Source organism: Angelakisella massiliensis, assembly GCF_900104675.1.
Taxonomy (GTDB): domain Bacteria; phylum Bacillota; class Clostridia; order Oscillospirales; family Ruminococcaceae; genus Angelakisella; species Angelakisella massiliensis.
Map to the genome: position 1 here is coordinate 2556880 of NZ_LT629945.1, position 23313 is coordinate 2580192.

Consider the following 23313-nt stretch of genomic DNA (forward strand, 5'->3'; position numbering starts at 1 on the left):
CTCCAAACCATAAAAATCAGGACTTGCATCTGATTTTTACACCACGATCTGTTTTCACCGGGGCGCGAAACCGGGGATATCGCCGCTGATTTCTTCAGAAACTGGCGGCGTATCCGGAGGACACCCAATACTTCGAAAACGTGTCCAAACTTTTTCGATACCCTCAAAGCCCCCGGAAAGATTTTTGGCGTCTTTCCAGGGGCTTTGCCTTTGATGCAGAAGCTTACAGCTGCTCCATCAAATAATTCATATAAGTATTGTAGTGATAGAACACGATGCCCGGTTCCTGCAGCTCCTGATTCCATCTCTTGACCCACTCCAGGGTGATAAAGCCGTCATAGCCATTGTCTTTGAGCAGTTTGAGGATATCAAAGACCGGCAGATCGCCATATCCCATCATCCGGTAGACCACTTTGCCGTCATGATAGACAGAATCCTTTACATGGGTATATTTGACATATTTTCCAATGTTGCGGAAGGTGACCTCAGGAGTTTCGTTGCAGAAGCGGTAAGGATGGTGGAAATCCCACAATACGCCCGCCGCCTGGGGATCAGTCCCCTCCATAAAGCGGGCCATGGTGGTGGAATCCGCCAACACACCGTTTGTCTCAATCAGCGCGCAGGTACCGTGGGCTTTGGCGAAATCAACCAGCTCCAGATACGCCTTTTTGGCCATCTCCAGGTCCACTGCTTCCGGCTGCGGCTGGGGGGAAATCATAATGCGGACATAAGGTACCTTCAATCGTCCCGCCAATTCCAGGTAGTCCTTTGCTTCCTGCATCCCGCTTTCCAGACGTTCAGGCATACCGATGACCGCGCCCGAGGTGAGGGTGGGAATCTCCAGACCCGCTTCCTTCAGGCTGCGCAGGGTTTCAGGAGCCTGCTCAGGGCTCAGCTCCGGGATGCGGGGAGCATACATCTCACTGCCTACGCCACGGATCTCGATCCCATCAATCTTCATATCCTTTGCTGTCGCAAAAATTTCCTTCCAGCTCCAATTGGGACAGCCTAAGGTGGAAAAAGCAAATTTCATCTTAATCAGCTCCTTTTGTGTTAATCGCACAAGCATCCGCTGCTGTAACTTTCCGGGTCAATCCTTTTCCGGCCTGCTGTAGGAATATTCGCCGCCCACTGAGGATTCTTCCTCTTCGGACGTTTCCTCTTCCTCAGGGATCTGCTTGATGGTCAGAATAATCTCATCGCTCTCCCGGGAGATGCGGGCGTTATATCCTTTGTTGGTGGCAATCACTGTACCGGGAACACCTTCGCTCTCAGGATTGGCATCATAAATAAACTCGTAATCAACCTCCAGGTTGGTGAGTATCCGACTGGCGAAATCCTGGGAACTGCCGATGAGATAAGGCATTGTTACATATTGGGAGCCCTTGCTCACCTTCAGATGGATGGTTCCATCCTCCGGCATCGGCTGCCCTACAGCAACGGACTGCTCAAAAATCACGTTTTCTGGATAGACTTCATTATATTCATACTCTGCCTCATAAACGAGGCTGCCGAACAAGTTCAGATTCTGCTGGACAAAGGGATAATAAACCCCCACCAGCTGCTGCTCCATCAGTGCCGGTTCCTCCACCGGCTCGGAAACGGGCTCCTCCGGCTCCATCGCCAATCCCCCGGGCGTAGAAAACAACAGCCCCAACAGCATCAGGTTCACCACAGCGCTGATGGCCAGGCCTATCAGCCAAACATTTCCCTTGCCCTTTCCGCTTCCGCTTTTGGAAGGCTCCTGCAGCTTGGGATGCTCCTGCTCCGAAGCCTCCGGGCGAAAAACCGCGGTGTTGGAGGAGGATTCCTCCAGCAAAGCCGCTGTGAATTCATCCACCGACTGATAACGGTCCTTTTTGGAAAAGCGCATAGCCTTGGCGATGGCATCAGACACATATTCCGGGATGGCCGGATTTTCCTCCACCGCATCCTTCATAGGGTCTCTGCGCTCCCGCTGAAGGGCCGGAAGGGGTTCTTTTCCCGTCAGCACCCGGTAAAGCACTGCCGCCAGGGAGTAAACATCGGTCCACTCTCCCTGCCACAGGTTTTTGGAATACTGCTCCGGCGCACTGTATCCACCGTAAAGCTCAGCAGTCAGGCCGCTGCCCATGGTGCGTACTTCCGGCAGGGAAAATCCTGTCAGTACCATTTGTCCCCGCTTGTTCAGAAGGATGTTTTCCGGCGCGATGCCGCAGTGAAACATTCCCTGATTATGCAAAGAGGATACCAGCGTCATCAGCGGCATAAAGGCGGTGCGGGCCTGGGGCCATGTCATGGGCCCTTCCTCATCCAGCCAGTCCTCCAGTGTATGCCACCCCACATAAGATGTGATGCGATACTGGGTCTCCCCCCATTGCAGCAGCTCCCTTGTTTTAAGCAGGCACCGGCTGTCCATGCGCTCCAACCGCTTCCAACGGTCGGAAAGATCGGAATAAAGGGTGGAATAACGAACACGGTTCTGTTCCTCTACCACCACTCCCACGCCATCCTGACGGCGTCCTGCCAGGGATTGGGGAAAAAATTCTTCAATATAAACCCGGACCTTCTTGTGCAAGTGATAGCCCAGATATAAAATGGTCAGATCATTCTGATGGATCACCGTTCCCACCAGGTAGGTGTCCGCCAGTACCGTTGCGGCAGGCAGCGCTCCCTTGGGATTTGGGATCTGATTATCATAGGCGCAATGAGGGCAGACTGTAACTCCCGCATCCAGGGGAGACATACAGCCCATGCAGAGCCTTTTTTCTTTGTCCATGCGCCTCACTCCAATTCAAGCGTCTTTACGCGGTCTCCTCGGAGTCATCAAGGTTAAACTGTTCCACCGCCCATTCACGCAGACGGAACTTCTGGATCTTTCCGCTGGCGGTCATGGGGAACTCATCCATAAAGGCAATGTACTTGGGCACCTTATGTCTGGCCATATGGCTCTTGACTGCCGCCTTGATCTCATCCTCGGTGCAGGAGCCCTTTTCCTTGAGGATAATGCAGGCCATCACTTCTTCCCCATACTGTTTGCTGGGTACACCGATGACCTGAACATCCTGAACCTGAGGCAGGGTATAAAGAAACTCCTCGATCTCCTTGGGATAAATATTCTCTCCACCGCGGATGATCATATCCTTGATTCTTCCGGTAATCTTATAATACCCTTTTTCGTCCACAGTTGCAAGGTCTCCGGAATGGAGCCAGCCATCTTTGTCAATTACCTGGCGGGTGGCTTCCTCCATCTTATAGTACCCTTTCATGGTGTTATAGCCTCTGGAGCAAAACTCTCCGGGCTGTCCGGGCCCCAATGTCTCCCCGGTCTCGGGATCGATGATCTTGGTTTCCACAAAGGGCATGGAGCGTCCAACGGTGCTCACCCGCAGCTCGATGCTGTCCTCGGTGGTGGTCATGGTGGTGGCGGGAGACGCCTCCGTCTGACCATAAGTGATGGTGATTTCCTTCATGTGCATCTGATCCACCACCTGCTGCATCACCTTGATGGGGCAGGGAGAACCGGCCATGATACCAGTGCGGAGGCAGGTAAAATCATACTTACTGAAATCCGGATGCTCCAGCATGGCAATATACATGGTGGGAACGCCATGGAAGGCAGTGCACCGCTCCGAAGTGATGGCGTGCATCACCTTTACCGGAGAGTATACATCCACAGGAACCATGGAGGTGCAATGGGTCAGACAGGCCATCACCGCCAGCACCATGCCGAAGCAGTGGAAAAAGGGCACCACGATGCACAGCTTGTCGTTCTCGGTAAATTTCATGCAGTCGCCGATGCTGCGGCCATTATTGACGATGTTGTAATGGGTGAGCATCACGCCTTTGGGGAAGCCGGTGGTACCGGAGGTGTACTGCATATTCACCACATCCTGGGGATCAATGGAATACTTGCGCACCTCATACTCCGCCACAGAGACCTTCTCTCCATCCGCCTCCAGCTGCTTCCAGGGGGTCATCCCGGCAGGACAGTCCCCACCGCCGGCATAGACGATCTCCTCCAGACAGGGGAGCATGGGATTGAGCTTCTCACCAGCTTTGCCCAAGCCCTTGCAGAGGCTCTGAACAATTTCCACATAATCGGCGTCCTTGAAGCGGTCGATCATCACCAGCATCTTGGTATCCGACTGACGCAGCAGATATTCCAGCTCAAAAACCTTATAAGCAGTATTTACCGTTACCAGAACCGCACCCACTTTTGCTGAGGCAAAAAAGGTCAGCAGCCACTCGGGCACATTGGTGGCCCAGATAGCCACTTTATCCCCCGGCTCAATGCCATGGGCCATCATTCCCCTGGCAATACGGTCCACTTCCTGGTCAAACTCCCTCCAGGTGCGGCGGTAATCCCGGTCTGTGTATTTGACCGCTTCCTTATCCGGAAACCGGTCCGCCACCTGCTCCAGGAGATCTCCCACTGTAATGGACATTAATTCCTGCTTGCTCATTGTTTCTTCCTCCAATCTGTTTTGGCGCCCCCTTCCCGCAATGGGGATGGCGGCAACGGCTGGAAGCAGAGGAGAAAACAAAAAAGCCTTCGTCCTCTGCAAAGAAGACGAAAGCTGAAAACTTCCGCGGTACCACTTCTGTTGACGGCAAAAAAACCGCCCACTCTGTCTGTGTCCAACAACACAGCCTCCCGTTAACGCTGGAGATGCGTCCAAGCCTACTTTGTTCGGTTGACCACTCAGGAGCCAGTTCACATCCCCGAATACCGCTGCTTTTCAGCTGCCGCAGCTCTCTGTAAGGCTTCGCGTGGGTGCTACTACTCTCCGTCATCGTGTTCTGGGTTTTTGATTTTTTATTATATTATCAGCTTTATTTCTGATTGTCAAGGGTCCTGGGGCAAAAAAATTTCTCCTCTGGGAACAATAAAATCCCCCTCCAGTTCCTCCAAAGGCGGCTGTTTTTCCATCAGCCGCGATGGATCCCAGGTAAGTCCCCGTTTCTCCAGCAGCTGCAAAAAGTCCTCCGGAGGCGGAGCATCCACTGCTGTACAGGTCCCTGTAAGAGGATGAGGGAAGAAAACCCGGGCGCAGTGGAGAGCCTGACGGCCAGTATCCTCACTGGGCGCGCCATACAGCGGGTCCCCCACCAAAGGGTTTCCCAGACAGGACATATGGACCCGGATCTGATGGGTACGGCCTGTATAAAGGAGAAACTCCAGCAATGCACACTCCTTCCCCTCCTCCAACACCCGATACCAAGTGACTGCGTCCTGTCCCTCCGGTGTGACGATCCGCTTCAGCTCCATGGGACGTTCCCGCTCAATGGGCAAACGGATCAGGCGGCGGGAATAGCGCGGGATCCCCTCCACCACCGCCACATACCGCTTGGTGACAGCCTTCCACAGCTTTCCCGCAGCAATCTGGTTCCGGGCCGCTACCACCGCTCCGGTAGTATCCTTGTCCAGCCGGTTGATGGGGCGAAAGGGCGTCACCTGGCCTGTAGCAGCACAGTGGGCGGCATAGACCCCGTCCAGCGTACCAAAAATGTGTCCTCCGGACTGATGAACAGGCATCCCGGCAGGCTTGTTGTAGACAATAACGTCCTCATCCTCCAGCAGGATATCCACAGGGATTTCGCACAGCGGCATCCTTTTGGCGGTTTCCGGCAGATTGATCTCCAGCAGGTCCCCTGCCTGGAGCAGGTCCACCGTCCGGGTATGGACCCCATTGAGGAGCATCCCTTCCGGCAGCTTTTTCAGCGCGGTGATGACACGGCGGGAGAAGCCCTGCTTTTTCATCAAAAACTCCTCTACCTTTTTTCCCGTATCCTCCGGCTCAATGGTATACTGAATGGTTCGCATTGGTTCCAGCCTTTCTGCGTACTGCTTTTAAGCAGTCAGCAAATCATGAGGTGCACACCAGGATAAAAACAAAAAAATCAAAACCTTTCGCTTCCGCTGAAAAACAGGGGGCATCCCGGCTCGCATCGGTCAAACGGTTCCGGTAAACTTTTCCTTTTTTCCCTTGTCATCCTCAAAAGTATTTATTGCATTATTTTAGCGAAAAAACTTGCCGGACGCAATGGAGAGGGAAAACGAAAATACGCACAAAACAGTTTCTCTCATACCCGTTGGAGGAAAATGGACCATAAAAAGGAGCGCTCCCTTCCCGCGGCAAATAGATTGATGCCGCTTTTCCCCTTCCAGCAATAGCAGGAAATCAACTTTGCCGCAAGCTGATTCCCACCCCGGAAAGCGCCTGAAAACAAACCTTGCAAGAAAAAACAGACAAAGATCACATACCTGTTTTCACTTCTGCCGGCACTTTGGCTTTTGGTCCGCCGGGGGCGTTCCATGCTCCTGTCTTTTTCGCAGATATTTTGTCCTGTCCGCAACGCTGGCGGGCCTTTGCCGGTCGGTCCACCACACCTTTTGAGGCGTGGCGGGCGTCACATCCCTTGGGGTCAGGGGCGCATTCTTCTGAGCGTCCCATTTCTCCGCCAATTCCGGGAACGCGGTTTGCAGGTCATTAAATCCCGGCAGCACCTTTTTGTTGGCGCAATAGGGGCAGCCTGAACTGCGGTTGGTACGGCTGTTGGGAGAAGCCTGCCAGCTGTGAACCCAGATTTTCCCAAAGCGGTCTGTGACCGTATGCTTCCACCATACCTTTTTGGCATAGCCATAAGAAACCTCTGTGGGCAGCAGCTCATTTTTCTCCTGATCCCATTGGGCGGCCAGCTGGGGATGGGTGGTGGCAAGATCATTAAAACCGGCCAAAATGATTTTTCCATCACAGACCGGACAGCCTGTCCCACTGACCCTGGCCCGCACCGAAGCTCTCCAGGAATGAACGCTCTCCCCATGCTCCGTTTTGACTGTATGCTTCCACCAAACTGATTTTTGGCTGCCGGGAGTAATCTGGTCTGGTTTCAAAGGCTGATTTTTCTCAAAATCCCACTCCCTCACCAGCTTGGGAAAGGTGCTGGCCAGGTCATTGTAACCGGCAAGCACCTGTTTACCGCCGCAAATGGGGCAGCCATCTCCACGAAGGGTGCGGCTGCATACCTGACTGCTCCAGCGATGAACAAAAGTGATTCCATCTCTGGTAACCGTATGTATCCAATGAACCTTCGCCCCGCTTCCGGCCAGTACGGCGTAGGGAGACAGCCCACCGTTTCGCTGTGTGTCCCATTGTTCCAGCAGCTGAGGATACAGCGCCCCCAGACTTCTTTCTCTGATAGAGCCCAGATACTGACCATAGATCTTCTGTCGGTCCCGCTCCAAACAAACAAGAATGGGCTGTCTCAGATCCCCCCGCTCCATCAGTTCACTGCTGATGGCATCCATCACCGGAATGAGATGAGAATAGTCCTGCCGCTCCACGCAATAAATCTGATGTCGCTGAGGATCGTGGCAATTTTTGTTTTTGGATTCATTGACCTCTATGAGCAGGATTCCCTTTTGCTCACAAAGCTTCCGTTTTTGCCGGTCCAGCTCTTTTTTTCTGGGGGTACTGTGGGACCACAGGCCATTATACTCCACCGCCACGCCGATGGAGGGGAGATATAAATCCAATTCATGGCCTTCCAGGGCCGTGGTGTCCCTGTTCACACAATCGGGAAAAACCTGCTTGAGATAAAAATATAGTGCCTGCTCAGCAAAGGAAGTGCCATACCGCTGGGCGCATTTGGGGCGTCCCGCCCCCATCACCCGGTTATGTACCGATGCCGCCCACCGATGGCCGCAAAGATCACAGACCCAATGGACCTTCCGGTTGGAGCCAAAGGTAATTTCCTGCGGCGAAAGATCCTGATTGCGCTGCCAGTCCCATTGAGCGGCCAGCTCCGGCGCGGCGGAGAACAGATCGTTGTACCCTGGCATACATTGGCTCCCGTGGCAAACAGGACAGCTCCCCAGCCGTACATACTGGGGAAACGCCTGCCATTCGTGAATATAGGTTTTTCCGTCTTTTTCCACTGTATGACGCCACCAGAACTTTTTTTGGGCACAGGCGAAAACCATGTCCGGAGAAAGGGAGCCATTCTTCTCCGGGTGCCACAGTGCCGCCACCTCTGGATTGACGGAGGCCAGATCATTGAAACCCTTCATCAACTTTTTGGGAGGGACCGATGTATAAGGACAACCGGCTCCCCCGGCACGGTTGGATATCAGCGCCTGCCATTCCAGCAAAAAATGTTTGCCGAACCGAACCTCCTCCACCTGCCACCAAACCTTCCGTGAGCTGTAGACACAGACGTCAGAAGGGGTCAGTTCCCCGTTGCGAAATGGATGCCACTGCTTGGCCAGATCCGGGCGTACCGTTTGCAGATCATTGACCCCTTGAATCAATTTGCCGCCCATCTGTTTTCCTCCCTTTTCCCCAGCGCCCGCTTTTCACTTCGCACCGTTTTTTTACTGTCCCAATGCCGCTGATATCCCATCTTCAAACATCTTTTAAAAACCATGCTTTCTGGTCGTTCACGATATTGTATGTAATCTCCGCAAGCGAAAACAGACAGCAGATAAAAAACAGGCGCCGCTCCTGTCCTCATCTTTACATCCTCTGTTTTCCCCTCGTCCGGCTCCCAGGAAGTTGGAGAAGTTTGGATACCTTCCCTACAACTGATGGCTCACCGTATTTTCAGAAGCAAAAGAAAAATCAGTATCAGAGACAGGTCCACTTTCATAAAAGCATCCGTCCTCTGTCTGCCAAGGACAGCTGTATCAATGGATACAGCAACAGCCCCGCCCGGACATCCATTTCCCAGACGGGGCCGCTATTTGCATTTTATCGTCTTACCGACGGGCAAACAGTGCCGCACCGATGATTCCGGCATCATTTCCCAACTGACAAACCTCGATCCGGGTCACACGGCCATCCCCCATGGGGAACTGATCCGCCTGGACCAGCTTGCGCAAAGGCGCCAGCAGCACCTCTCCCGCTCCGCTGATACCGCCGCCGACACAAACCATCTCCGGCTGCACCAGATTGACGATGTTTGTAATGCCGCAGGCCACATAATGAACATAGGCATCAAATACCTCTTTTGCTGTGGCGTCCCCCAAAGCCAGGGCGTCGAACAGAGTCTTGCCTGTCACATTTTCCAGCTCGCCGCCGCAAATCTCCCACAGGCGGGATTGGGGAGCCTTGACCATAGCGATCTTGGTCTGACGAATCAGGGCCGTGGCGGAAGCATAGGCTTCAAAACAGCCTTTCCGCCCACAGGTGCAGGGGTCGCCATCATAAACGATGACCATATGTCCGCCCTCTCCCGGACGGATGACGCCCCCGGGCAGAACCACACCGCAGCCCACACCGGTACCCAGGGTGATGGTTACCGCTGAGGCGGCTCCCCTGGCCGCGCCTGCCGCAACTTCACCATATGCCGCGGCGTCAGCATCATTGAGGACTACCGTATGCATCCCCAGCCGCTTGCTCAGTTCCTCCACAATGGGGGCATTGCGCAATCCCAGATTGCCGGCAAAAACGATCACGCCATTATCCATATCGATCTGCCCGGGGCTGCCCAGACCTACCCCGGCCACCTCTTCGGCAGACAAAGCCATATCCTCCATCAACCGGCGGCAGAGATCCGCAATGGCCTCCGCCAGCTGGCCGCAGGGAACATTTTTCGGGGTAGGAGCCGACATCTTCCGCAGCAGCCGGGCCTCCTCATCCACAACACCTACAGCAATATTGGTTCCTCCCAGGTCAATTCCCAGATAATGCTTCATTTTCTTCCACACTCCATCTTATTGATGATCTGTTTGAAGGACGCCGCAGAACGTCTCAAAGGGGAACTTCCGGTCCTTATTATAGCATAGTTTACCACTGTCGCCAACAGCCTCCAAATGGAAGGGGATGTACTTTTTCCCCAAAGGTGAGCAATACGTCTCCCTCAGCGCTGTGCCCCTCCGTTCCAGCCGTGAAAGCTTTCCAAAATAAACATAAAGAGCTGTTTTCCATTATCGTCAAAGTTGGTACCATGCCGGTAAAAAGCTTCCAAAATCTCATTTCAGCGTATGTCAAGCCTGTTTTGGTTTCTGCAATTCTCATCCCTGCCGCCTGTAAAGGGCCGCTGCTTATGGTGCCGCAGGTTCTCGGACAGGCGGACAGGATATAAAAAACTCCCACAGGGCCGCAAGGCTCCCATGGGAGTTCTCCTCTGTTTCATTGAACTGAATCTTTCGCCTTTTGGGGCAGAAAGTGTTCTCATAAAAAGCCGGTTGCTTTTTACCCCTCAGGCAAGGTCCATCTCCCGCAGCTTTACCTGCTGGAGGATGTTGGCTGTAGCCAGCCTTGCGGGAGGATTGGTACCGTCGGTCAGACAGGCCGCCGTACCGAAAGCCGTCGCCATCCGCACACAATTTTCCAGATCTCTGCCCTGCTGCATCGACATAATGAATCCAGCCAGTGCACTGTCTCCGGCGCCTACCGATGACACAACGTCAATTTCCGGTACCTCCGCACGGATGGCTCTGTCATGGCCCACATACATCAGCCCCTCCTGACCAACGCTGATGATGCAGTGCTCCACACCGTGGGCGTTCATATCCCGGCCAATTTCAACCATTTCTTTCCAGTTGACCATCTTTCTGCCTACGATGCCGCAAAGCTCCGCGTAATTGGGCTTGATGGCCCATGGCTTGATCTCATAAATATCCTCCTGCACCAGCGAGGAGGTATCAAGGGCGATCTTTGCTCCCAAGCTGTGAATATGGGCGCAGATCTGCTTGAAAATACGGGAATTGATCCCCTTGGGCAAACTGCCGGAAATCACTACCAGACTGCCAGCCTCCACAGATTCGGCCAATACCTTCTGGATCTCATCCACAGCCTCGTATTCCACATAAAAGCCTTCCCGCAAAAGTCTGGTAACAGTGCGGTCCGGCTGAACGATGCTGATATTTTCACGGATGTAGCCTTCAATGGTGATAATGCGGTAATGGACCCGTTCATTGCGCAGCTGCTGCTCATAGCGGTGGAGATTATGACATCCCGCCAGAACAATCGCCAAATTGTCCACATCATAATACCGCAGGGTGCGGGAAACATTTACAGCCTTGCCTGCGGCGTCATACCGCTCGTCCTGTACGATGTTGTCGCTGTCCGGCATCAGTGTTTCGGTCCACAGGGTCACATCCAGCGCCGGATTGAGGGAAAGGGTGATTATCTTACTAAACATCATTCGCCATCCTCTTCATCTGATCAGGTACGGTTTTTCTGCCATTCCGGTATAAAAGAAGGGCGGCCGCCTGGACGCAGCCGCCAAAAGCTATTTCTATTATACAAAATCCGGAGCCCCACTGCCTATGAGCAAATCTGTCAAAGAAACTCAAATTTCCCGCGAAGTTATGGTAAAAAAGTAGGTGGGGCGGATTCTCTCTTTTCCTTACCACTTCCACAGTACACAAAAAGGAAGTTAATGGGAAGGATACACCCCTTCCAGGTGAAAGGACGGGGTATAATCGGCTGTTGCGGAGCTTTTTTCCTGCATATAGCCGGGCATACCCAGTTCTGCCGCACGGTTGACCACCTGATTATACTCATAGCTGCTCACCGGACGGGTCAGCTCCTTCCAGGGGCCCTGATAGAAAGAAGGCGTGTACTGGCTCATCAGGCTCAGCAGAACGGTTTCACACCCAAAACGCTGCCACAGCCATTCCACCACCGCGGCGGAATCCTTCCGGCCTCCGGGAAGCACCAGATGCCGCACCACCACGCCCTTTTGGAGAAGGCCGTCCTCTCCCAGGCGGAAGGGTCCGGTTTGACGGACCATCTCCTCAATGGCGGCGGAAGCTGCCGCGAAATAATCCTCCGCACCGGAATATTTTTTCCCCCGGGCACTGTCCACATATTTCAGATCCGGCAGATAAATATCCACCGCTCCCTCCAGCATCCGCAGCGTTTCCACCCGCTCATAGCCGCCGGTATTATAGACAATGGGAATGCTCAGCCGTGGACGGGCCAGCTCCAGCGCTTCCAGAATCCAGGGAACATACTGAGTGGGGCTGACCAGATTGATATTGTGGGCTCCCTGCTGCTCCAGCTCCAGAAAGATGTCCGCCAAACGTCGGGTGGTAATGGCCGCTCCGAAATTTTCCCGGCTGATCTCCCTGTTCTGACAAAAACAGCATCGTAAAGGACAGCCGGAAAAAAACACCGCACCGGAACCCCGGCTGCCGCTGATACAGGGTTCCTCCCACTGATGAAGGGCAGCCCTGGCGATGCGCACCTCACTGCCGCCGCCGCAGAAACCCGCTGTCCGGGTCCGGTCCGCCCCGCACAACCGTGGGCAAAGAGTACAGTGGGAAGGGACAAGTGATTCCACTAAAACAAAACCTCCTTACAGCTGGGAGCGCAGCGCCCGATACACCAGCGCCGCCACCAGGGTATTGGCGATTCCACCCACCAGCAAAGACGGGATATAAGCGAAGTAAAGGGCCCATCCCCCTACCGGCAGCACCAGCAGCGCCGCTACAAAGCTGTTGCCCAAAGAAGCCAGCACCACCGCCGCCGCCAAAGAGGGGACGCTTCCCTTCCGGCCCACCAGGCGGAACAGCAGCGCCAGCAGCGCCATTACCAGAGCGAGAGCCAGATGCATGGGCAGGCTCATGGGAAAACCGGAAAGAGCGGAGGTGAGCAAATGTCCCGCCGCAATCACCACTGCTCCCTGCCACCCTCCCATGGCCAGAGCCGCAAAATATCCCGGGCAGGAATCAAAGGCCACTGTTCCAAAGGGACTGGGAATCTTAATGAGAGCGCCGACAGCGCTCATGCCTACCAGCAGGCCCATCCAGACCAGTGTGCGGGTAGCGGTTTTGGTCATCTGCATCGTCTTGTTCATCATCTTTCTCCCTTTCCTTGTTCATCTTTTTCCAAAGGCCGCAAAGCCCCATTCTCACACCAGGCTGCCGGTCCATGGCCCCCGCAGAGAAGCACCGGCTGCACTGGGGACTGCCCCAGCAGCTCCAGCACTCCAAAGCGCATAGCCTTTGCCTTTCTGGAATCCAGGTTGACGCTGGTCATCAGTTCCGGAGCCAGCTTGCTGAACTCCCGCAGTTCCGGGGAAAATCCGGCGATATTCACCACAATATCCCCGGTAAAGGCCACACCCCGGTCCCGGCAGAAAAATGCCATCTCCCCCGGCAGATGGCCGCCGCTGCCTTCCCAGACCTCAAAGGTCATATCCCCCACCTGGAAAGACCCGATCTCCAGCAGCTGGTCGTGCTCTCCGCAGTCCTTTTCATCAAAATAGTGGAACCGCTCCGGCGCTGGGGGATGATACCAGGATACGATACGGCTCAGGCGGCTGTAACCCATACACTGCTCTTTCTCTTCCCGCTTGTCCGGCAGCCCCGCTGCCTGAAGGGCCAGCGCTTCGCCGCTTTTTCGGTTGAGCCAGATCTTCCCTTCCCCCAGTACCGACAAAAGCCCGCAGTGGTCCACATCGGCGTGGGTGATGAGCAGCCGCTTTTTCTGCTGCTGCCACTGGGGAAACAGCTGCCGCAGCAGCGCCAGCATCTCCTCCGCGTAAACAGCAAAGCCGCTGTCAATGAGGGTCAGTCCTTCCGGGGACTCCAATATATAGGTATTGCTGCCGCAGGGCGGCTCGATGACGGTCATGCGCACCTGGGGCGACAGGCGCATACAGGACAGCTGCGCGTGAAAAGCCGCTCCCTTTCTGCTATGTACAAAGCGGGCAAAAGACCGCACATCCTCAAATACCTGCCGCTGTTTTTCTCCCCGGGCGTCCAGCACCTGAAGAATGCGGTCCGTCTCCGCAATAAACTGGAGGGTGGCTTCCCGGCTCAGCCCCGCGATCCGGGCCATCTCTCCCCCAAAGCGGAGATAAAAAACAGTGTTGTCCAGCGTGGTCTCACTGTCGTCATAGTCCACCACCGACACCGGATAAAGGGCGCTCAGCTCCTCCAGCACATGACGAACGGCATCCGGCTGGCTGACAAGCAGCCCCATCCGAAACCGCCGGTCCGGTGAGCCGCCGGAATAATAGTTGAGATAGGAAATATTGATCTGATGCCGGTCCAGCACCTCCAGCGCCGGATACAGCTCCCCCGGCGCGTCCGGAATCTGAAGATCCACCACCAGCACCCTGGTCTGCTCCCCCGGGTCGGTCAGGTAGCCGATCTGAGCCAGCATACGCTGAATCTCCTTATGAGCTTCCTCTGTGGCTGTCACATCCAGAAAAATGGTGTGGGCATCCACCGCCTTGTTGTAGCTGACCCGGGCCAAATTTCCCCCCTGGGCGGCAATGATCCCTGCCGCGGCTTTGAATGCCCCTGCCCGGTCAGGAGTTCGGGTGACATAGGTTCTTGTTTCCATACCATTCCTCCCCCACAGCAAAGCTCAAACAAAAATGCCCCGCCGTGAAGCCTTTTCTCTTCCTTCCACCCATTTTCCGCTGCTCCATGGGCAGACTCGCTTCCATCTTTCCCCAAGCCGCCTGGTATAAAATATTTCCATACATTTTCCGGCATCCGATCTTGTGGAAACTCTTTTTTGAAATCTTATTCAATATACCATATTTTCAGCTCTTTCCGCAACGCTATTCCAAGGATTTCACCAAAAGCCGCGGAATATTTTATCGTTAAATAGACAAATTTTACCTCTTTGCAGTCTGATCTCCTTTTTGTTTTCGCTGAAAAAAGAAACAAAATGCGAAAAACAACAAAAACGCTCTGGCATTTTTTCTCCTTTTCCTGTATAATAAATAACAATCAATCCTCGAGCCTGCTGTCCTACGGGACCGCCTATGGAAAGCAGGCCGGATGGCTTACCGCTGTCCAAAGGGTGTTCCGGGAAACCGGGGCGCCTTCCGCTTTGAAAAGGGGAGCGTAACGGGTAAATTCTGCCTGTCCCTTCCCGGGGCAGGTTTTTTTATACCCGGAAATGATCCGCGTTCAAATCCAGCCGGCGGCATCTCCACGGCAGAAAGAAAGGAAGCGACCCTGATGAAACTCATCAACACCACCGACGCGGTAGGTCATGTTCTGTGCCACGACATCACCCAGATCATCCCCGGCGTCACAAAAGACGCTGTATTCCGCAAGGGGCACATTGTCACTGAGGAAGACATCCCGGTGCTGCTCTCGGTAGGCAAGGAACATCTTTACGTCTGGGAAAAGGACGAAAATATGCTTCATGAAAATGAAGCGGCACAGATTCTTTACGAAGTCTGCAAAAACGAGCATATGAGCCCCACCCCCGTCAAAGAGGGAAAAATCGAACTGATCGCCGACGTGGACGGCGTGTTCAAAGTGGATGTGGAACGTCTGGAAGCAGTCAACAGCCTGGACGACATCATGATTGCCACCCGCCACAACAACTTCCCCGTCAAAAAGGGAGACAAACTGGCGGGCACCCGGATCATCCCCCTGGTGATCGAAAAAGAGCGGATGGAACAGGTGCGTCAGGTGGCTGGGGACAAGCCCCTGCTGGCGCTGCTGCCCTATCAGAAAAAGAAGGTGGGTATCGTCACCACCGGCAGCGAGGTCTACCACGGCCGCATCAAGGACGCTTTCGGTCCGGTCATCCGGGACAAGCTGGCGGAATATGACGCTCAGGTACTGGGGCAGACCATTGTGGACGATAACCAGGAAATGATCACCGGCGCCATCCGCTCCTGGCTGGACCAGGGAGCCGACATGGTGGTATGTACCGGCGGCATGAGCGTGGACCCTGACGACCTGACCCCCAGCTCCATCAAGGCCCTTGGGGGAGAGATCGTCACCTATGGCGCTCCCGTGCTGCCGGGCGCCATGTTCCTGCTTTCTTATGTAAACGGCAATATTCCCGTCATGGGGCTGCCCGGCTGCGTCATGTACGCCGCCCGCACCATCTTCGATCTGGTGCTGCCCCGGGTGATGGCGGGAGAACAGCTGACCAAAAAAGACCTGGTCAAGCTGGGGCACGGCGGCCTCTGCCTGGGGTGCAAGCCTTGCCATTATCCCTATTGCAGCTTCGGCAAAGGAGAGTAAGGACCTATGGAAACGCGCATTTCACTGGAGCGGGCCATCCAACTGCTGCTGGAGCGGTTCTCTCCTATTACCGACACCGTTCTGCTGCCTTTGGATGAAGCGAATGGCCGTATTCTGGCTCAGGACGTTTATTCCCCCATCGCCCAGCCTCCCTTTGACCGCTCCCCTCTGGACGGCTACGCTCTGCGGTCCAAGGATATCGCCGGTGCTTCCCCCGACTGTCCCGTTACCCTGGAGGTCATCGGAGAAAATTGTGCCGGAAGCGTGTTCGATGGCGTTGTGGGACCGGGACAAGCTTTGCGGATCATGACCGGGGCCTGTCTGCCCAAGGGCTGTGACTGCGTTATCCGTCAGGAGGACACCGACTGCGGAGAGAAAATGGTAGCAGTGTACCGCCCTGTCCGTCATCATCAGAACTACTGCTTTGCCGGAGAGGATATGAAGCAGGGACAGCTGCTGATGAAAGCGGGAGAAAAGCTGAACTTTGCCCATCTGGGGGTTCTGGCTGCCGCCGGAATCGACCGTGCGCTGGTTTACCGTCCCCTCCGGGCAGCGATCCTCAACACTGGCGATGAAGTGATGCTCCCCGGGCAGCCTTTGCTTCCGGGTAAGATCTATAACGCCAACCGGCAGCTGCTGGCCTCCCGTCTTCAGGATCTGGGCATCCGATTGGTGGATGACCGTCAGGTGGGAGATGATCCGGAGCTGGCTGCTTCCTTCCTGCGGCAGATGCTGCCTCAGGTGGATTTCATGATCACCACCGGCGGCGTTTCGGTGGGCAAAAAGGATATTATGCATCAGGTGCTGCCCCTCTGCGGCGCGGAGCAAATTTTCTGGCGTTTGCAGATGAAACCTGGCACCCCCATGATTGGCGCCTGTCTGGAAGGAAAGCCGGTACTGTGTCTGTCCGGCAATCCCTTCGCCTCCATCGCCACCTTTGAACTGGTGGTTCGGCCGCTGCTGGCCCGGTTGGGTTCGGATTCCTCTCTGACTTATCAAACAGTCACCGGGGTGCTGGCAGAGGGCTTTGATAAAGAAAGCATGGGTCGCCGCTTTATCCGGGCCCGCTATGAAAACGGAACCGTTCATCTTCCCCAGAACCATTCCTCCGGGGTGCTGGCCTCCCTCATCGGCTGCAACGCTCTGGTGGATATTCCCGCCGGAAGTCCTCCCCTCCCCTCAGGGACGGAGGTTCAAACCATCCTGCTGTAAAGGAGTATTTCCCCTATGGAACAAAAACTCACCCATTTTGACCAACATGGCAACGCCATTATGGTAGATGTTTCTGATAAAGAAGTTACCCAGCGCATCGCCACCGCCCGGGGCTCCATCCATGTCAACCGCCCCACCTTTGAAGCCATCCAAAACGGCACTGCCAAAAAGGGCGACGTGCTGGGGGTTGCCCGTGTGGCGGGCATCATGGCCGCCAAGCGCACCTGGGAACTGATTCCCATGTGTCATCCCCTGATGCTGACCAAATGTACCATCGATTTTGAGCTGCACGAGGAGGACCTGCGGGTGGACGCCTTCTGTACCGTCAAGGTGGGAGGCAAAACCGGCGTGGAGATGGAAGCCCTCACCGGCGTCAATGTAGCGCTGCTGACCATCTACGATATGTGCAAGGCTATGGACCGGGCCATGGAGATCACTCAGGTTTACCTCTGCCACAAGGCGGGAGGCAAGAGCGGCGAGTTCATCTCCCCCCGGCTGCAGCAAACCGATCATTATCAAGAGTAAGGAGGCGGCCTGATTGCTGGACCGTCAAAACAGAACCATTGATTATCTGCGCATTTCCGTTACCGATAAATGCAATCTTCGCTGTACTTATTGTATGCCCGCCGATGGCGTGGAGGATCTGACCCACGAGGAAGTTCTTTCCTTTGAGGAGATCCTCCGGGTGGTAAAAGCCATGGTGCCCCTTGGGGTCAAAAAGATCAAACTGACCGGCGGAGAGCCGCTGGTGCGGAAAAACCTGGTGTACTTAGTGGAGCAGCTTCATCAGCTCCCCGGCATTGAAGATATCACCATGACCACCAACGGCCTGCTGCTGGAAGAAAATCTTCCCGCATTGCTCAAAGCCGGTCTCACCGCTGTCAACATCAGCCTGGACACCCTGGACCCGGACCGCTTCCGGCAGATCACCCGCCGGGAAGGATTGGACAAAGTCCTTTCCGCTCTGGATGCCGCTTCCCGCAGTTCCCTTCGTTCAGTGAAAATCAACTGCCTGGCGGTGAAGGAATTTAACGAGGAAGAGCTGCCCCGGCTGGCTCTGCTGGCCAAGGACCGGGAAATTGAGGTGCGCTTCATCGAGCTGATGCCCATCGGTTTCGGCAAAACTCTCACTCCTATCCCCAATACCCAGATCCTGGAGACGCTGGAACAGGTGTACGGCAAGTCGGTTCCCTATGAGGGACGCCTGGGCAACGGTCCCGCCGTCTACTATCAGCTTCCCGGCTTCCAGGGAAAAATCGGCTTTATCAGCGCCGTCAGCCATCGGTTTTGCAGCCAGTGCAACCGGGTGCGTCTGACTTCCAGCGGTTTTCTCAAGCTCTGCCTGCATTATAATAACGGCATCGAGCTGAGGCCCTTACTGCGGGACGGCATCAGCGACCATCAGCTGACCGAGACCCTGCGGGAAGCCATCTACAACAAGCCCCTCCACCACAGCTTTGACGGCGTCAAGCCGGAGGGCGAGGATGACCAGCTGGAGCTGAAGAATATGTCCCAGATCGGCGGTTAATCCTCCGCCGGTCTCACATCAATCGCGGCATACCGCCATCCCCTATTTTCAAAAAGGAAGGTCAATCATGGAACAAAAACAAGGCAAAGTCATCGCCGTCTGTCTCTCCAAGGAGACCGGCACCAATAAAGTCAACGTGGGCTCCGCCCGCTTCATCGAAAACTGGGGTCTGGAAAATGACGCCCATGGCGGCAACGGTCACCGTCAGGTGAGTTTGCTCAGTTACGACAAGGTTCAGGAGTTCAACGCCCGGGGCGGCAACGTCAAGGATGGAGACTTCGGGGAAAACCTGGTGGTGGAAGGCTTTGACTTTAAGAATCTGCCGGTGGGGACTGTCTTTGCCTGCGGCGATGTGGTGCTGGAAATGACCCAGATCGGCAAAAAATGTCATCACCACTGCGCCATCTTTGAACGGATGGGCGACTGCATCATGCCCCGGGAAGGGGTCTTCGCCAAGGTGCTTCACGGCGGAGTCATCTCCAATGGGGACATCATGACGCTGGTCTCCATCCCTGAGTAAGGGAAAGCATTTCTTTTTGATTTTCACCGAACAGGAGTGTATCATCCATGTCTTTTCGTGTAGCGATCCTCACTTCCAGCGACAAGGGCTATGCCGGACAGCGTGAGGACGTCAGTGGAGCTGTCATCCGGGAAATTGCAGAAAACGCCGGATATGAAATAACTGCTTATAAGGTTCTTCCCGATGAGCGGGACCAGTTGGCAGAACAGCTGCGGCTGTGGTGCGATGAGGACCAGGCGGACCTGATCCTCACCACCGGCGGCACCGGCTTCTCCCCCAGGGACTGTATGCCTGAAGCCACCATGGATGTGGTGGAGCGTGCTGTCCCCGGTATTCCCGAAGCCATGCGCTGGGCCAGCCTTCAGATTACCAAGCGTGCCATGCTCTCCAGAGCTGCCGCTGGTATCCGGAAACAGACCCTCATCATCAATCTCCCCGGCAGCCCCAAGGCGGTCCGGGAGAACCTGGAGTTCATCATGGACAGCCTGCACCATGGACTGGAGATCCTCAAAGGCCAGACTGGAGAATGTGCCAGAACCTAAGGACTCATTTGCAAAGCAAATCTGCCCCCTGAAAAGGGCTTGCGGGTAAATCCTTCCGGGACAGCAGTCCCTCAAAGGCTTTTCCTGCTGTTTTATACCACAGGGAAAATGTACCTTTTGGTGATGGGGCTCAATGACGTTTTTTCTCTTTCTTTGTCACGCCGCGCAAACAGGACGGAGAATAGGTTTTCCCCTTCCTACTTTCCATAACAGCGGCTTTCTATGAGAATAAACCTTTCCCAACAGGTTTTCTGGCAGTGTATATCTGATTTCCATTTACATCTCTTTTCTTACTTTATGGATGAAAAGCACCTTTTTCCCTCTCCATGGCGCCAGGAGGGGGTGTGATTGGTATCGCTTTTTCATAAAATAAGCCGCCCTCTCCTCTTGGGTATGGGGACGGAACAAGAAAGGAACTTTTTACAATGAAAAAAATATTTTCCTTTTGTCTGGCCGCTCTGCTGATTCTGGCGGGCTGCGGCAGTCAGCCTGCTTCCTCTGCGGCGGAATCCTCCGGCACTACTGAATCGGTTTCCAGTGAGGCCGCCGGCAGCGCCTCCAGTGAGGTATCCTCCAGCGAAGAGGCTGCCTCAGAGGAGCCTGTCACTATTCTGGTAGCTGCCGCCGCAAGCCTGGAATATTCCTTTGTGGATGAGCTGATTCCCATGTTCCAGGAAAAATATCCCTACATCACCGTAGAAGGAACCTATGACAGCTCCGGCAAGCTTCAGACCCAGATCGAGGAGGGGCTGGAAGCGGATGTGTTCATGTCCGCCGCCACCAAGCAGATGAACGCTCTCAAAGACGAGAGCCTGGTGGATGCCGATTCCATTGTCAATCTGCTGGAGAATAAGATCGTTCTCATCACCGCTGCTGATTCCACTTCCCCTGTCACCACCTTTGAGGAGATCGGCAACGCTCAGTCTATCGCTTTGGGCGATCCCGCCAGCGTTCCTGTGGGGCAGTACGCTCAGGAGGCTCTCACCACTCTGGGATTGTGGGATGCCATTCAGCCCAAGGTAAGCCTGGGCACCAATGTTACCGAAGTGCTCAACTGGGTGGCCGAAGGCAGCGCTGACGCTGGCATCGTTTACGCTACCGACGCCGCCACCACCGATAAAGTGACCGTTGTGGCGGAAGCTCCCGAGGGCAGTCTGGCAGAGCCGGTGATTTATCCCGTGGGAGTGGTATCCGCTTCCCAGCACAAGGACGCCGCCGCGCTGTTTGTGGAGTTTCTCCAAAGCCCTGAGGCCTTGGCTGTCTTTGAGGCTTACGGCTTCTCCGCGGCCTGATCTGTAATTTTTCCTTTGATGATGGGGCGGGGGCCGTTTCAGTCGGTTCCCGCCTTGTTTCATTTATTTTTCCCTCCTCCCGCCGGTGCGGCAATCAGAACGAAACATTTATCCCAGCCTTACCAGCGTAACGGGTAAAAATGACCTTTCAGTCATAGAAAATAACTTTTCAAAGCAAACGGCTTTTCCACTTTCCTCAGACAGCCCTTTTTATCCTGGTCCTGAAGCTGTCTGCTTTTGATACTCTTTTTCCGGCTTCGACTCTGTATCCCGGTACTTCCAGCATCCAAGCACAGGAGGGATTTCACCATGGATGTTTCCCCTATTCTCATTTCCATGAAAACCGCGTCCGTCACCATCGTCATCACCTTTTTCCTGGGGGTGGCCGCCGCCCGCTGGGTGGTGGGACTGCGAAGCAAACATCTGCGAACCATAATGGACGGTTTGCTGACGCTGCCGCTGGTACTTCCCCCTACGGTGGCCGGATTTTTCCTGCTGTACATCTTCGGAGTCAAGCGCCCGGTGGGGGAATTTTTTCTCAATTACTTCGGCTATAAAATCGCTTTTTCCTGGAGCGCCACAGTGCTGGCCGCCACAGTGGTGGCCTTTCCGCTGATGTACCGCTCCGCACGGGGAGCCTTTGAACAGGTGGATGAAAATCTCATCTTTGCCGGACGGACCCTGGGACTGTCGGAACGGGAGATTTTCTGGAAGATCATGATGCCCAACGCCGTCCCGGGGGTCCTCTCCGGGGGAGTGCTGGCCTTCGCCCGGGGACTGGGAGAGTTCGGCGCCACCGCTATGATCGCCGGAAATATCGCCGGAAAAACCAGGACCCTTCCGCTGGCCATCTATTCCGCCGTATCGGCGGGTGATATGGACAAAGCCTGGGATTATGTGGCCATTATTGTAGTGATTTCCTTCCTTACTGTGGTAGGGATGAACTACTTCTCCGGCAAAGAGAAAAAACAAGCAAAGAGGGGGCAGCGGCATGTCTCTTGAAGTGGCATTGGAGAAAAAATTAAAGGGCTTTTCCCTGGATCTCGCTTTCCAGGTCCATTCCGGCTGTTTGGGGATTCTGGGAGCCTCCGGCTGCGGCAAAAGCATGACCCTCAAATCCATTGCCGGAATCGTGCGGCCGGACCGGGGGCGAATCGTACTCCATGACCGGGTACTGCTGGATACAGACAAAAGAATCGACCTTCCTCCCCAGAAGCGGAAGGTGGGCTATCTCTTCCAAAACTATGCCCTGTTCCCCAATATGACAGTGGAAGAAAATGTGGGCATTGGTCTGCGTCTCTCCCGCCAGGAAAAGGAACCGGTGGTGCGGCAGATGATCTCCCATTTTCGGCTGGATGGCCTGGAGCAGCGCTATCCATGGCAGCTCTCCGGCGGACAGCAGCAGCGGGTGGCCTTGGCCCGGATTTTGGCCTACCATCCTGATGTTTTGCTTCTGGACGAACCTTTTTCCGCTTTGGACGCCTACCTGAAGGAGGAGCTTCAGATGGAGCTGGCCAGGCTGCTGCGGGAATATGACGGCCTGGCTATTCTGGTAACCCACAATCGGGATGAGGTCTATAAGCTCTGCGGCAACCTGATGACCATCCATCAGGGGCGGATGATCTCCTTTGGGGATACCCGGGAGACCTTCCACAATCCTGTCCATCCCCAAGTTGCCCGTCTGACCGGCTGCAAAAACCTGTCCCGGGCGCAGGCCGTGGGCGAAAATCAGGTGCGGGCGCTGGATTGGGGCGTGACCCTCCAGACAGCTCAGCCGATTCCCCCGAAGCTGACCCATATCGGTATCCGGGCCCATGACTTTTATCCTGTGGGAGAACAGGAGAATGTCATCAATCCCATTCCTTTGCTGACGCCGGAGGTATCTGAGGCTCCCTTTGAATGGAATGTCATCTTCAAGGCGGACCCTTCTCTGGGGGACGGCGGACAAATCTGGTGGAAGCTGACCAAGGATATCTGGAGCGCCTATCTTCAGCATCCCCCCACCCGTCTGGCAGTGAAGCCGGAGCATATTCTCCTGCTGTCGGAAAAGACTGGGAATCCGCCTGTTTGAGCTTGTTTTCTCTCTTGTCCCATGGTACAATGAACCCGCAAAGAAAAGCCTCCGGCTTTCCCAAGGAGCTGTCGCCAACAGCTCTTCTTGTCTGGGATAGAGCCGCCTTGTTGTTTCCTTTACGGCGGCTGTTCTTCTTCAAAACAGCTTGCCTGAGGCCGTTATAAAAGCTTTTGCGGCTGTGCGGAACCTATGTTTGGGGATT

At 54.9% G+C, this 23313-nt stretch carries 19 protein-coding genes, 1 riboswitch and 1 other annotated feature; of the genes, 9 read left to right on the forward strand and 10 right to left on the reverse strand.

What is annotated here, in order from left to right:
• Positions 1-223 precede the first annotated feature (223 nt).
• From BQ5383_RS17600 to BQ5383_RS17660, 10 genes are all read right to left on the reverse strand, one after another.
• A complete protein-coding gene (locus BQ5383_RS17600; RefSeq protein WP_071434210.1) occupies positions 224-1033 on the reverse strand; it encodes a sugar phosphate isomerase/epimerase family protein in 810 nt (269 codons plus the stop codon).
• Between the two features lie 57 nt (positions 1034-1090).
• Positions 1091-2758 carry a protein kinase domain-containing protein gene (locus BQ5383_RS17605; protein WP_071434212.1) on the reverse strand — a complete coding sequence of 556 codons (1668 nt, stop codon included), beginning with the start codon at positions 2756-2758 and terminating at the stop codon, positions 1091-1093.
• Positions 2759-2783: 25 nt separating this feature from the next.
• Positions 2784-4445 carry an AMP-binding protein gene (locus BQ5383_RS17610; protein WP_071434214.1) on the reverse strand — a complete coding sequence of 554 codons (1662 nt, stop codon included), beginning with the start codon at positions 4443-4445 and terminating at the stop codon, positions 2784-2786.
• 100 nt (positions 4446-4545) lie between these two features.
• Positions 4546-4785: a binding site (T-box leader), on the reverse strand.
• A gap of 43 nt (positions 4786-4828) precedes the next feature.
• Positions 4829-5806, reverse strand: coding sequence for an RluA family pseudouridine synthase (locus BQ5383_RS17615; protein ID WP_071434216.1), 978 nt, complete (start codon positions 5804-5806; stop codon positions 4829-4831).
• A gap of 447 nt (positions 5807-6253) precedes the next feature.
• Complete coding sequence (locus tag BQ5383_RS17625; RefSeq protein ID WP_071434218.1) at positions 6254-8305, reverse strand: zinc-ribbon domain-containing protein; 2052 nt, start codon at positions 8303-8305, stop codon at positions 6254-6256.
• 435 nt (positions 8306-8740) lie between these two features.
• A complete protein-coding gene (locus BQ5383_RS17630; RefSeq protein WP_071434219.1) occupies positions 8741-9679 on the reverse strand; it encodes an ROK family protein in 939 nt (312 codons plus the stop codon).
• A 506-nt stretch (positions 9680-10185) separates the two neighbouring features.
• On the reverse strand, positions 10186-11133 hold the full coding sequence (locus BQ5383_RS17640) for a 1-phosphofructokinase family hexose kinase (protein ID WP_083390050.1): 948 nt from the start codon (positions 11131-11133) through the stop codon (positions 10186-10188).
• A 234-nt stretch (positions 11134-11367) separates the two neighbouring features.
• Positions 11368-12276 (reverse strand): radical SAM protein, encoded by a 909-nt coding sequence (locus BQ5383_RS17650; protein ID WP_071434227.1) that lies wholly within the window; start codon positions 12274-12276, stop codon positions 11368-11370.
• Positions 12277-12291: 15 nt separating this feature from the next.
• Positions 12292-12795, reverse strand: coding sequence for an ECF transporter S component (locus BQ5383_RS17655; protein WP_071434229.1), 504 nt, complete (start codon positions 12793-12795; stop codon positions 12292-12294).
• Positions 12792-14288: an MBL fold metallo-hydrolase gene (locus BQ5383_RS17660; RefSeq protein WP_071434231.1), complete on the reverse strand. Its 1497-nt coding sequence runs from the start codon at positions 14286-14288 to the stop codon at positions 12792-12794. Before BQ5383_RS17660 ends, BQ5383_RS17655 begins: the two co-directional genes overlap by 4 nt.
• A gap of 388 nt (positions 14289-14676) precedes the next feature.
• Positions 14677-14813, forward strand: a riboswitch (molybdenum cofactor riboswitch).
• Between the two features lie 104 nt (positions 14814-14917).
• Here BQ5383_RS17660 and BQ5383_RS17670 point away from each other — a divergent pair.
• The 9 genes from BQ5383_RS17670 (at position 14918) to BQ5383_RS17710 (ending at position 23108) form a co-directional block, all read left to right on the forward strand.
• Positions 14918-15943 carry a molybdopterin-binding protein gene (locus BQ5383_RS17670; RefSeq protein WP_071434236.1) on the forward strand — a complete coding sequence of 342 codons (1026 nt, stop codon included), beginning with the start codon at positions 14918-14920 and terminating at the stop codon, positions 15941-15943.
• Positions 15944-15949: 6 nt separating this feature from the next.
• Positions 15950-17155 (forward strand): molybdopterin molybdotransferase MoeA, encoded by a 1206-nt coding sequence (locus BQ5383_RS17675; RefSeq protein WP_071434239.1) that lies wholly within the window; start codon positions 15950-15952, stop codon positions 17153-17155.
• A gap of 15 nt (positions 17156-17170) precedes the next feature.
• On the forward strand, positions 17171-17680 hold the full coding sequence (gene moaC, locus BQ5383_RS17680) for a cyclic pyranopterin monophosphate synthase MoaC (RefSeq protein WP_071434241.1): 510 nt from the start codon (positions 17171-17173) through the stop codon (positions 17678-17680).
• Positions 17681-17693: 13 nt separating this feature from the next.
• Positions 17694-18683, forward strand: a complete 990-nt coding sequence (gene moaA / locus BQ5383_RS17685; protein ID WP_071434243.1) for a GTP 3',8-cyclase MoaA — start codon at positions 17694-17696, stop codon at positions 18681-18683.
• Positions 18684-18750: 67 nt separating this feature from the next.
• Positions 18751-19203, forward strand: coding sequence for an MOSC domain-containing protein (locus BQ5383_RS17690; RefSeq protein WP_071434245.1), 453 nt, complete (start codon positions 18751-18753; stop codon positions 19201-19203).
• A gap of 47 nt (positions 19204-19250) precedes the next feature.
• Positions 19251-19745: a MogA/MoaB family molybdenum cofactor biosynthesis protein gene (locus BQ5383_RS17695; protein WP_071434249.1), complete on the forward strand. Its 495-nt coding sequence runs from the start codon at positions 19251-19253 to the stop codon at positions 19743-19745.
• 425 nt (positions 19746-20170) lie between these two features.
• On the forward strand, positions 20171-21037 hold the full coding sequence (gene modA / locus BQ5383_RS17700; protein WP_071434251.1) for a molybdate ABC transporter substrate-binding protein: 867 nt from the start codon (positions 20171-20173) through the stop codon (positions 21035-21037).
• 309 nt (positions 21038-21346) lie between these two features.
• Positions 21347-22039, forward strand: a complete 693-nt coding sequence (gene modB / locus BQ5383_RS17705; RefSeq protein ID WP_071434253.1) for a molybdate ABC transporter permease subunit — start codon at positions 21347-21349, stop codon at positions 22037-22039.
• Complete coding sequence (locus tag BQ5383_RS17710) at positions 22029-23108, forward strand: sulfate/molybdate ABC transporter ATP-binding protein (RefSeq protein ID WP_071434255.1); 1080 nt, start codon at positions 22029-22031, stop codon at positions 23106-23108. The genes modB and BQ5383_RS17710 overlap by 11 nt, the downstream gene beginning before the upstream one ends.
• The last annotated feature ends 205 nt before the right edge of the window (positions 23109-23313 follow it).